Source organism: Methylobacterium sp. BTF04 (assembly GCF_010692745.1).
Lineage (GTDB): Bacteria > Pseudomonadota > Alphaproteobacteria > Rhizobiales > Beijerinckiaceae > Methylobacterium.
Genome location: NZ_JAAHTB010000074.1, coordinates 1 through 10,882 on the forward strand (window position 1 = coordinate 1; position 10,882 = coordinate 10,882).

Below are 10,882 nucleotides of genomic sequence, written 5' to 3' on the forward strand. Positions count from 1 at the left end.
AGATCCGCCGCCCGCCCGATACCCCCTGACTCAACCCAACCGGACACGGCTCTAGCCTAACCCACGGAAGATGCAAAAGGATTTTGATATCGGCGAAAGTTCGGATGCAAGAATGGATACTAGAGACGCGTAAATGGTGCTGGCCCATGGCACTTCCCGGGCGTTAAATGAGTGACAGCGCCAATTGTGACGCGAGGTTCTTAGAGATCAGCCGCGATGAAGTCTGTCTTAACCACATTGGTGGCTTCCCTATACGCCTGTGGCTCGGTAACCGCCGTATGCGGACTATGATCAGCGGTTCCGCTGGCCGCGCTCGCCTCAACACCCTTCTTCATTGCAACTCTACCAATCATGGTCCTCTACAGGGGACCAGTTCCTATCGCAGCGTCGCATCATGAACGTAGACGTAACGATCAGACCACTTTAAATCGTCACAGCCACAAATCGTATGCCCTGAGCGAAATCACTCAGAGGTTAGATTAATTGAAACTAAAATTTAAACCAGTGCGCGGCAAGTTATTAATTGAAAATTCAAGGCCAAATAAAGCAAAAAATAAAACCTAGATCGGCCGTGTTGATCTACGATCTAGTTATGTTTTTACTTAGAACTATTTTACTTTTAATGTTTTTGATACTAATACCAAGCCTCGTTGAGGACGACTCACGCGGGGTAGCATCGACATCGGGGTCGTGATTCCCTCCTGGGGTTTTGAGCCTGAGGAGGATGCGATGGCTGCTCCGGTGCCGCTGCGATCGGATTTCGATGCCGAGGCCTTGCGCGGTCTGGCCAAGGGTTCGCGTGATCCGGCGCAGACCCGCCGCCTGTTGGCGCTATCGGTGATCGCCGCGGGTGGTCTGCGCTCGGAGGCGGCCGAGATCGGCGGGGTCGGGTTGCAGACGGTGCGCGACTGGGTCGTGGCCTTCAACGCCAATGGCCCCGACGGGCTGATCGACGGCAAGGCTCCCGGTGCCCGTCCGCGCCTGAACGCCGACCAGCGCGATGTCCTGAAGGCTCTTGTTGAACAGGGACCGACGCCGGCCGCCCACGGCGTGGTTCGCTGGCGGTTGTGCGATCTGGCCCAAATCCTGTCCGAGGATCACGGCGTGTCGGTCTCCGAGCAGACCTTGAGCCGGGTCTTGCGGGCCATGGGCTACCGCAAGCTCTCGGCCCGCCCGCGCCATCACGCCCAGGATCCGGACGCCGCGGCCGTTTTTAAAAAGACTTCCCCAACCGTCTGGCGGACATCGCGCAGGCCGTCGGCGGCAAGCCGATAGAGGTCTGGTTCTGCGACGAGGCTCGTGTCGGCCAAAAGAACACCCTGACCCGGCGCTGGGCCAAGCGTGGAACGCGACCCGCAGCACCCAAGGATCAGCGCACGGCCTCGGCCTACATCTTCGGGGCGATCTGCCCGGCCCGGGGCGTCGGCGCAGGCCTGGTCATGCCCCGTTGCACCACGGAGGCCATGGCCCACCACCTCGAAGAGATCGCCGCGACCGTGGCTCCCGGTGCCCACGCCGTACTCCTGCTCGATCAGGCTGGCTGGCACACCACCAGGAAGCTGCTCGTGCCGGGCAACATCACCCTGTTGCCCCTGCCGGCGCGCTCACCCGAACTCAACCCGGTCGAGAACCTCTGGCAGTTCCTTCGCGACAACTGGCTCGGAAACCGGATCTTCAAATCCTACGACGACATCATCGATCACTGCTGCGACGCCTGGACGAAGCTCATCGCCCAACCCTGGCGCATCATGTCCATCGGACTACGCCAATGGGCACATGGGTGCTGATCAATGAGAATTGGTATAACACTTTTAACGTTCCGCGCTTTTGGTGGCAGGGCAGGATCAGCGGTTCTATCGAGTGGCATGGCGACCTTACTCCGGGACTGAGTTCGGACGAAGTATACGTCGTGGTAGCAAGCCTTCGCACAGTTCGGCATCTACGGCATTTTGTTGGACTACGACGATCCCGAGCCAGCGCCCCGCCGCCGTGCCACGATATAGCGAAGTGACGGCATTTCAGGCCTGCATTGCCATCGGGTCCAGCAAACACGAAGTCGAATAGATCCCAGCATCGTGGAATTAAGATTCCTATGATCCATTCTCCGCAGGTCGACGTTGACCAGGACTATACGAATGCATTTGCCCCCCTGCCGCGCTCATATCTCCTAAACGTCGCGTCCCTTGAAGCCGAACTTGAGGTCACGAAGAAGGAGTTGCGGAAGGCTCGCCGAGATCTTCGCGGCCTGCGCGGCGACGCCGGACGCCAAATCGCTGGGCTAACACCGCGACAGCAGGAGATCATAGCCTCAGTACTGGCCGGCCATCCCAGCAAAAATATCGCCGCCGACCTCAATATCAGTCAGCGGACGGTGGAGAACCACCGAGCCGCCATCATGCGCAAGACCGGCACCCGATCGTTGCCGGCGCTGATGCGGCTCGTGCTCGCCGCAGAGCCGACGGTATAGCCGGCTGTGCGTTTGATTGGAAGTTTCCTAGTCACGATGAGCAGGGCCGCTGCGATGGATGTCATCCCATAAGTGTCAGGCAGCCTCGGACTTTGTCCGTCCGTCTGTTGCCATTCCATCGGGTCGCAGACCGATCTCGTCGATCCGGACCTTCTCGCAGTGATCGATGGCGCGGTCTCGCTCCTTCGCGGAGGCGGTGTGCTCACCTTTGGCAAGATGCCTTGCGGAATGCCGGTAATGGTCGGCGGCCCGGTCGTGCTGATGCGCCGCTTTTTCGAAGAATCGTTCCAATTTGGCCTTCTCCACCGGCGGCTCTCCTGAAAGGATCGGTTCGAACAGTCCCGTCGGGACCTGTTACAGTTTCGGAGCTGGGTCTGCGCCATGTTGCGGTCCCAGGGGGTCTTGGCAGACTCACGTGCCGCGCGCGGCATTCGAGGCGGCTGTGGCAGCCCTGACGATGGAGGCTCGGGCTCCGGATGCCGTCTGTCGGATTCCCGTCATGTCGGAGTGGATGTACGCCTCGGTCGCTTCATCAGCCTTCTAACGCGCCAATCGGGTCGCCTCGACGAAGTGCCGAGCCGCGTCCGCGGCCTTCCGCATCGAGGCGCTGACCGTGTGCCGGCAGCATTGTTTGCATCGGAGATCTTGGTATCGCATCGCTTTGCCGCCGCCTCGGCGTCGCCAGAGCGGTTTCGTATCCGATCCGGGGACTCCTGTGAGGCCTGCTGCGCTGCCGCCTTCGATGTCTGCCTGGCGAGTCGGGTTGCCTCACGAGCCGCATCGGCCAATAGGCTTGCCTCCCGCATCGTCATGGCAGCGTCCACCGACAGAGTAGACGCTGGTTGCTGAGCGGTTGCGGGAGCCACCATCGACAGGGTGACAAGCGCCGCCATCAGCCGGACGCGGTCGCCCTCGACATCGGCACGATTGGGATCGAAGAACCAGGACCGGCCGAGCGGTCCCTTGATGCCCTATGCGATGTTGTGTGCGTTGGCGCGCGGCCTGATGGTGATCTGGTTCGAAAGCCCCACGATGCCGAGCAGGGACCGGACGTCGAGAGCCGCGGCATCCTTCTGGAAATTCCAATCGACGGCGCCGTTCAGGCTGACACATTCGTCCTGCACTTGGGCCGTCACCGTTTCGGGGAGGATCGCAGCTTCCCAATCAATGCGATTGAGCAGCGTCATCGTCGTCGCCGCCAAGCTATTCCGCATAATGATCCCAGTCTTCGGTGCGCCATCGCATCCTCGCGGGAAGAGCCCATGGCTTCAGCTTGAAGAGAACCGGCTGCGATCGGTAGCATCGAAAATTACCCACGACATCGCGTCACGCGACTGGCCTACGATGGACGCTTTGGACAGAGAGACTTTGAACACGGTAGGGCGGCCACTCGTGGGCGAGTCAGAATAGGGCATAGTCTTGGATTGGTCATCCCCTGGGGTGGGGTTCCTGGACACCGTCAAATTTTCACGGCACATTGCTGTGCACTGGAGACAGGGTACGACTCTGGATCGCCTTTACGACCAGAATTTAGGTTGGTGGCGTAAGTTCCTCATCGCCGCCCTGAGGCCAATCAACGCCTTGCGACCGCGTACCCTGTTCCAGTGTTCCAAAGCGTAGGCCGGCTTTGACAACGCCGCCCGATTTGTTGCGACGAGCTTATGCGCCAGCCCGTCCGTGACTGCTGCATCGTTTGCCACGCCGAGAATCCGTTCAAGGGCTTCGGAGCGACGCCGATAGCGCTTCACCGCATTGGTCCCATAGAAAGGGGCCAGGGCTTCGATGTCGAGGCTGAGCTTTTTGAGTGATTTGCGGAGGTCATGCCGCCCCGTTTCCGACAGCCGACCGGCATGTCGACCGCGACGCCGCACCCTCTTCGAGGCGCGGTCCAGCAGCGAGGACGCCAGGGTGGACAGCTTTCGGCCCGTCAAACCGGTATCATGTCCAGAGGGTGCAAGTGCGCCGACGTCGCTCCAACATACCAACCCCAGAACCATCTCGGAAAACCCACGGCCCCGCAGGGCGGCCGCGACGGCCTCGTGCGCGCGTTGGCGTTCTACCTGAGCTGCGGCATTGAGGTCCTCCAGACGCTCGCTCGAGAGGTCGGGCATCGCCGCAGGTAGGGTTTCAAGACAAAAAACGTCCCAGTCACGCGCCGCGCCGAGGATTTGACCGTGGGTTCGCAGAGCCTCCTTGAATCTTCTGGCGCTGTCGGCGCTCAGATATGGATCAAACAATTGCAATATCGCTCGCGCTTCCCGGATGGCAATGCGGGCCTGATGGAGGCCTTCGGGATCGCCGCGGAGGGTCGGTCCGATATTGACCGTCAAGTGGCCAAGCGTGGCGCCGAAGAGCTGGCGAAAGCCCGCGTCGGCGCAGAGACTGCGTTTGAACCTTAGAGGCAGCTTCAGTTGTGCGCCGGCGCCCTGGCCTGTCCGCAACCGCCAGCCGCGCGACGCTTTGCTCTCTGACATCAGCCAAAGGGGGGCGGTCGACAGGAGCGCTCCGGCTAGCCGATAGAGGGGCTCCACGCCGCCGTTCTTGAGTTCGATCTCTAGCTCGCTAACGGGCTCGCGGGCTAGGCCGGCATGGATGTCGCCCTCGTCGAACGCCACTTCCGCCGTCGTGCCGCTGTCTAGGTGTAGGAGGTACGTTGTTCGGCGGATGTCGGTGAAGAATGCGGGCTGGAGGCGGCCCTTGATCGCGCAAGCCGCTGCCGCTAGCGCCGGCGTCTTCGACAGCAGAGCCACCTCCGGTATGTCCTGCTCGATTGGCCACTCCCATTCGCCGCGACTGGCGGCCACGCCATGACCCTTCGATCGGGACTTCACGGTTTGAATCCGCTTCTCCCCGTCCCATCGCACCCGCAGCGTCAGGCCAAATCGATCCAGAGCCCGGTCGGGCGTATCGAAATAGGTACTCACCAAGTGATGGTGCGCTGGGGCCACCGCTGCAAGCGCCGGGTAGCACTCCAGCAGGACCCGGCTGCCCTCTGGCAGATGAAATTTCAGCTCGACCTCGCTCGGGTTCAGAGCCGTTGCAAGTGGAGAGGTCATATCTGCAAGTGTTTGCGAATTTCGAGCAACTCATCGGCTCGCGCACTTGACGTCTTCGGATAGTGCATCTTCAGTCCATGAAGATTATCAACGAGGATTTGCGATACGATCAGACGGGCGTTCTGCTTATCGTCGGCCGGGACAACGTACCAAGGGGAGTGCTTAGTGCTCGTCGTACTGAGGCATTCTTCATACGCATGCATGTACTCTCTCCAGAAGCCCCGCTCTTTAATGTCGTCAAGGCTGAACTTCCAGTTTTTCTCCGGCTGGTCGATACGCTGACGAAATCGATTTCGCTGCTCTTCCTTCGAAAGATTCAGGAAGATCTTGATGATGCGCGTTCCGTTCTCATGCAGATGGCGTTCCACGTTGGTGATAGACCGGAAACGGTGACGCCAGACCAAATGATCGTTCGGCGAGACGTCGGGCAGGCCTTCGCTTTCCAGAAGTTCAGGATGAACCCGAACGATCAGCACCTCCTCGTAATAGGATCGGTTGAAAATGCCGATCCGCCCCCGCGCCGGGAGATTACGGGTCGTGCGCCAGAGGAAATCATGCTGAAGTTCGGTGGCGCTCGGATGTTGGAAGCTGTAGACTTGGCACCCTTGGGGATTAACACCGGACATGACGTGCTTGATCGCGCCATCTTTACCGGCGGCGTCCATGCCCTGGAAGATCAAGAGGATCGAAAAACGATTTGAGGCATAAAGCAGCTCCTGAAGCTCGCTCAGCTTTACGACATGTTGTGCCAAAATATCCTGATAGTCCTTGGTCGAATCGTAGATCGGCTCTGTAATAGTCGCCAGTTTGTGTAGCTTGACCTCGTCGCCTTCGCGCACGCGGAAGTCATCCGTTTTGATCTTCACGCGTCGCCCCTCATTTGCACATGAACGGTAGTCAAGGTACGAGCACCGCGGCGCCGTCGAACCGGCCAGCACGTAAGTCCTCCAGCGCCTTGTTGGCGTGTTGAAGTGGATAGGTGGTCGTCTTCACGACAATGCCCATTTTCGGAACTAGACGGAGAAACTCAATCCCGTCCGCCCTTGTGAGGTTGGCGACGGAGAGCAGCTGCCGCTCCTCCCAAAGAATTTGGTAGGGAAAACTTGGGATATCGCTCATGTGGATCCCGGCGCAGACCACGCGACCGCCCTTGTGGACGGCCTTCAGCGCAACGGGGACCAATTCACCAACGGTGGCGTAGATGATCGCCGCGTCCAGCAATTGCGGCGCGGTTTCATCAGAGCCACCGGCCCATGTGACGCCCAGGCGTCGCGCGAAATCCTGGGTTCCAACATCGCCGGGCCGGGTAAAGGCATACACCTCTCGTCCCTGCCACTTTGCCACTTGGGCGACGATGTGGCCCGCCGCGCCGAACCCGTAGATGCCGAGTTTTTTCCCCTCGCCAGCGATTTTCAGCGACCGCCAGCCGATCAACCCGGCGCAAAGCAGCGGGGCCAGCGACTCATCACTGCCGGTCTCGCCGAGCGGAAAGGCAAAGCGCGCGTCGGCGATGACCGCGGTCGCGAAGCCGCCGTCACGGGTGTAGCCGGTGAACAGCGGCGCATCGCAAAGGTTTTCCCTATTCGACTTGCAGTAGGGACAAACGCCGTCGGTATGGCCGAGCCAGGGAATCCCCACCCGCTCCCCCATAGCCAACCCGGTAACGTCCGGTCCGATCGCGTCGATTCGGCCGACGATTTCGTGGCCGAGGATGATCGGGGATTTTGGATCAGGCAATTCACCATCGAAGACGTGCAGGTCTGTGCGACAGACCCCGCAGGCGAGAACCTTGACCCGCACCTGGCCCGTGCCGGGCTGGCGATCGGGCAATTCCGTCCATTCCAGCGGGGTCTTCGGCTTTTTGAGCACCATCGCCTTCATGGTATCGTCCTTGTTTCGAAAGGGGCCTGGACCAATTCTAATGATGTTCCGCGCTTCACCCGGCTAGTCATTCACCTGCGCCCTTAGCGTCTGCAGCACGCGCGGCAGCGCATCGGGCAAATCCTGCGCAACGAGCCCCAAGCCGAACGCCGCGGCCGCCGCACCATGAAGCCAAACGCCGGCTGCGGCGGCCTCGAACGGCGCCATCCCCTGGGCCAGCAGCGCCGCGATGAATCCAGTCAGCACATCGCCGGTCCCGCCGGTGGCGAGTTGCGCCGGCGCGTTGGCGTTGATGATCGCGCGCCCGTCCGGCGCCGCGATGACCGTATCGGGTCCCTTGAGAAGGACGACGGCGCCGCTCTGTTTGGCGGCGGCGCGAGTGCGCGCCAGCTTATCACCCTCGACTTGAAACAGCCGCATGAACTCCCCGGCGTGAGGAGTCATCACGCAGGGTCCGTCGATCGCGCTAAATAGATTTACCGGCGCCTCGGCGAACGACGTCAGTGCGTCAGCGTCCAGGACAGTTGCCCTCTTGGTGGCCAGCGCGGCGACGACATAGGCCCGTGTCGGCGCGCCAACACCCGCGCCGGGGCCGATGGCGATGACGTTGCGCCGTTTGTCGGCCAGCAAGGCCTGCCAGCCCGAAGCGCCCGCAAAGCTGTGGACGATGGCATTGATCAGAGAGGTGGCGTAAATGCTCCAAACAGCCTCCGGCGCCGCTAGCGTCACCATGCCCGCTCCGGCTCGCGATGCGGCGAGCGTGGTCATGCGACTGGCGCCCGTAATCGCTTCTCCGCCGAGGACCAGGACCTCACCGCGCTTGTATTTGTAACTCTCGGGCTGGGGCCACGGGTAGCCTTCCAGCCAAAGGCCGGGCCCGTTCTCCCAGGTTGTCGGTGCGATTGCGTCTAGCACGGTCAGCGGCGTACCGATGTTGGCCACTACGATGTCGCCGCACAGGCCGCGTCCCGGATAGAGCAGGTGCCCGGGCTTTTTGCGGAAGAAGGTCACCGTCAGGTCGGCCGGCGCCGCGTCGTCTCGCACTAGCCCGGAGGCGCCGTCGAGGCCGCTTGGGACATCCACGGCGCAGATCGGGATGCGCCGTGATTTCATGCCGTCTACCATGATGACGGCCTGGCCAGCCAAGGGGCCGGAGAGTCCGGCGCCGAAAATGGCGTCAACGATCACCCCCGCGCCGTCGAGGCAGTCGGGCGTGAATGACGCGACGTCGCCTTTCCATAGGCTTGCGGCGTGCGCGGCGTCTCCAGAGAGTTTTTCGCGTGCACCAAGCAAAGCCACCGTTACCGGCCACCCTGCAGCGTCGAGGTGGCGGGCGACGACAAAGCCATCACCGCCGTTATTGCCTGGGCCGCACAGGACCACGATGGGGCGCATCGGCCAGCGCACACCGATGGCAACTGCAACGGCGCCGCCGGCGGCTTCCATCATATCAACGGTGCGGACGCCGGCGGCCTCGGCCGCGTGATCGGCTTCGCCCATTTGGGCAGGCGTCAGAAGAGCAAGTTCTGAGTGCTCAAGCCTGGTTTGAGTAGCCATTTCCATCCGCCAGTAAACGTCATGATGGCCTCCATCGCTCTTCGCCGAACAGGATCGGAATCTACTCAGTAAGCCGTCGTTCATGATTGGATTTCGATCGGACTGGAAAGGCGCTTCTGTCTTTTCGAGTCCACAGCTGCGCCAGTTCGAGCGAAGCGTTGAGAAGCTGCACACGTCGGCTTCCCGGGTGAGTAGTTTCCGAGGCTCCTCAGTGGGCCAGTCGATTCGATAGGGGTGGGGACGACCAGCAAAGTTTCTCAACTCCGACCTCGCCCGCCTGCGCCGGCACGAGGCCGCGCTTCTACGCGTCCTGGAGCGGCCCGAAATCTTGCTCCACACCAATGGCTCTGAAAACCTAGCAGTGAAGCCCGGTGAGGGGCGGGCCATCCATAAAGGGGGGCCAAGGCGCAAGGCATCGGCCCGTCGCGCGGGGGCCAGACCACCAAGATCCACGCCCTCACCGACGTACTCGGTCGCCCTGGCGTCCTCCTGCTGACCGCAGGCAACGCCAGCGAAGTGAAGACCGCCCCGGAGGTGTTGGCTGCAGCCCCCGGCAGCATCCGCCGTCTGAGCGCCGACAAGGACTATGACGCCGATTGGTTACGACCTGACCTGCGGGAGAACGGCATCACGCCGAGCATTCCCGGCAAGCGCGACCGCAAACGCAAAATTCGCCACGACAGGCGTCGATACCGCGAGCGCTGGCGCATTGAAGCCACCTTCTGCCGTCTGAAAGACTTCCGTCGCATCGTAACCCGATACGAAAAATTGGCTCGCAACTAAGCCTCAACCGTCGCGTTCGCCGCCGTCATCGCTTTCTGGTGCTGATCGAGTCTAGACCCTAGGCAGCCCACGCCCCTGGAGCGCCACCTTCGGGGAAGACGTCGCAGTTTTGACGATGGATGCCCTTAGCGCAGATACAGGTTGACGTGGAAGATCGAGGCTCGCGCTGATAGCCGCCGGCTCTTACTGGCATCTCGGTTCGCGCACCACGTTTCACATAGTGTAGGCACTAAATCCATGCGGAGGCTCGGAGTAATCGACCAAAAATACTTTCTAGCTTGACCACTACATAATACACCATAAAAGAACTTTGAATTACATTTTTTACAGTTTGGAATAATTTAATCATTACCCCACCCAGCGGATCTCCGGGGTTTTACGCGGAATGGGCGCTGCCGTTGATTTTGGATGCCCCAGGATGATCGGCGCAACCGGGGTCCAGGCTTCGGGAATACGCAAGGCCGCCTTGCCGTCGGGGGTGTTCAAGTAGCTCCGTGAACACCCGATCCAACAGGATCCGAGCCCTTCGGCATAGGCTGCAAGCATGAGGTTCTCGGCAGCAAGGGAGCAGTCCTCGACGATCCAATCCCCATCCGTCATCGCCGAAATCAGGACCAGCACGGGGGCGTGATAGAAGATCTGGAAGTTCACATCCTCAAGCATCGATCTGAAATGGCCGCCCTTCGGTGAACCGGTCACCGCACTGGCGGCGATGTGGGTTCTTGCATCGCTCGATACGCGGTCGAGCAGGGCTTGGTCGCGCACCACCGTGAACGCCCAGGGCTGCTCATCGATTGCGCTCGGTGCCTGTACCGCATCGCCGATCAGGGAGCGGATCGTCTGCTCATCGATGGATGCGGCGGTATATTCGCGTACGGCGCAACGGCCCCTGATCGCTTCCATGAGCTCCATGTCGTGACTCCCTTTTATTTCGAAGGCCATCCCGATAATCGCAGGACATCGACAAGGCCGCGCTGCGCATCGAATTCGGAAACCACATCGGCCGACATCATCGGTGCGATGATTATACATGCGAATTTATATCGTCGATTACTTATACGAAGGCTGACCTGTGGGGAGGCTTCCTGACCATCTATCAGTTTCTATGTTTTCCAGAGCGGGGGCAGCGGGAGGAGAC

9 protein-coding genes and 1 pseudogene are annotated in these 10,882 nt (G+C 60.8%); 3 read left to right on the forward strand and 7 right to left on the reverse strand.

Annotation, left to right across the window (positions count from 1 at the left end):
* Positions 1 to 690 precede the first annotated feature (690 nt).
* Positions 691 to 1,787, forward strand: a protein-coding gene (locus tag G3T14_RS22205; protein WP_163644695.1) for an IS630 family transposase whose coding sequence is annotated in 2 segments (ribosomal slippage) — positions 691 to 1,222 and positions 1,222 to 1,787 — 1,098 coding nt in all. Because the reading frame shifts where the segments join, the coding sequence is not laid out codon by codon here.
* A 305-nt stretch (positions 1,788 to 2,092) separates the two neighbouring features.
* Positions 2,093 to 2,467 carry a LuxR C-terminal-related transcriptional regulator gene (locus tag G3T14_RS22210; protein WP_163644696.1) on the forward strand — a complete coding sequence of 125 codons (375 nt, stop codon included), beginning with the start codon at positions 2,093 to 2,095 and terminating at the stop codon, positions 2,465 to 2,467.
* A 75-nt stretch (positions 2,468 to 2,542) separates the two neighbouring features.
* On the opposite strand, the gene G3T14_RS22215 is transcribed toward G3T14_RS22210, so the two are convergent.
* The 6 genes from G3T14_RS22215 to G3T14_RS22240 form a co-directional block, all read right to left on the reverse strand.
* Complete coding sequence (locus tag G3T14_RS22215; protein ID WP_163644697.1) at positions 2,543 to 2,773, reverse strand: hypothetical protein; 231 nt, start codon at positions 2,771 to 2,773, stop codon at positions 2,543 to 2,545.
* 665 nt (positions 2,774 to 3,438) lie between these two features.
* Complete coding sequence (locus G3T14_RS22220; RefSeq protein ID WP_163644698.1) at positions 3,439 to 3,654, reverse strand: BON domain-containing protein; 216 nt, start codon at positions 3,652 to 3,654, stop codon at positions 3,439 to 3,441.
* 330 nt (positions 3,655 to 3,984) lie between these two features.
* Positions 3,985 to 5,523, reverse strand: coding sequence for a CYTH and CHAD domain-containing protein (locus G3T14_RS22225; RefSeq protein WP_163644699.1), 1,539 nt, complete (start codon positions 5,521 to 5,523; stop codon positions 3,985 to 3,987).
* On the reverse strand, positions 5,520 to 6,389 hold the full coding sequence (locus G3T14_RS22230) for an ADP-polyphosphate phosphotransferase (RefSeq protein WP_163644700.1): 870 nt from the start codon (positions 6,387 to 6,389) through the stop codon (positions 5,520 to 5,522). The genes G3T14_RS22225 and G3T14_RS22230 overlap by 4 nt, the downstream gene beginning before the upstream one ends.
* Positions 6,390 to 6,420: 31 nt before the next feature.
* On the reverse strand, positions 6,421 to 7,404 hold the full coding sequence (locus tag G3T14_RS22235; protein ID WP_163644701.1) for a zinc-dependent alcohol dehydrogenase family protein: 984 nt from the start codon (positions 7,402 to 7,404) through the stop codon (positions 6,421 to 6,423).
* Between the two features lie 63 nt (positions 7,405 to 7,467).
* Positions 7,468 to 9,045 (reverse strand): NAD(P)H-hydrate dehydratase, encoded by a 1,578-nt coding sequence (locus G3T14_RS22240; RefSeq protein WP_246733497.1) that lies wholly within the window; start codon positions 9,043 to 9,045, stop codon positions 7,468 to 7,470.
* Between the two features lie 312 nt (positions 9,046 to 9,357).
* Between G3T14_RS22240 and G3T14_RS22245 the strand changes: the two are divergent.
* Positions 9,358 to 9,744, forward strand: a pseudogene (locus tag G3T14_RS22245) (IS5 family transposase); the annotation flags it as partial.
* Between the two features lie 348 nt (positions 9,745 to 10,092).
* Here the strand turns inward: G3T14_RS22245 and G3T14_RS22250 are convergent.
* Positions 10,093 to 10,656 carry a nitroreductase family protein gene (locus G3T14_RS22250; protein WP_163644702.1) on the reverse strand — a complete coding sequence of 188 codons (564 nt, stop codon included), beginning with the start codon at positions 10,654 to 10,656 and terminating at the stop codon, positions 10,093 to 10,095.
* Positions 10,657 to 10,882: the final 226 nt, after the last annotated feature.

Excerpts from the sequence above, each read along its gene's own strand:
- G3T14_RS22250 (WP_163644702.1), bottom strand. The coding sequence starts at position 10,656 with ATGGAGCTCATGGAAGCGATCAGGGGCCGTTGCGCCGTACGCGAATAT.
- G3T14_RS22235 (WP_163644701.1), bottom strand. The coding sequence starts at position 7,404 with ATGAAGGCGATGGTGCTCAAAAAGCCGAAGACCCCGCTGGAATGGACG.
- G3T14_RS22220 (WP_163644698.1), bottom strand. The coding sequence starts at position 3,654 with ATGACGCTGCTCAATCGCATTGATTGGGAAGCTGCGATCCTCCCCGAA.
- G3T14_RS22210 (WP_163644696.1), top strand. The coding sequence starts at position 2,093 with ATGATCCATTCTCCGCAGGTCGACGTTGACCAGGACTATACGAATGCA.
- G3T14_RS22225 (WP_163644699.1), bottom strand. The coding sequence starts at position 5,523 with ATGACCTCTCCACTTGCAACGGCTCTGAACCCGAGCGAGGTCGAGCTG.
- G3T14_RS22240 (WP_246733497.1), bottom strand. The coding sequence starts at position 9,045 with ATGAACGACGGCTTACTGAGTAGATTCCGATCCTGTTCGGCGAAGAGC.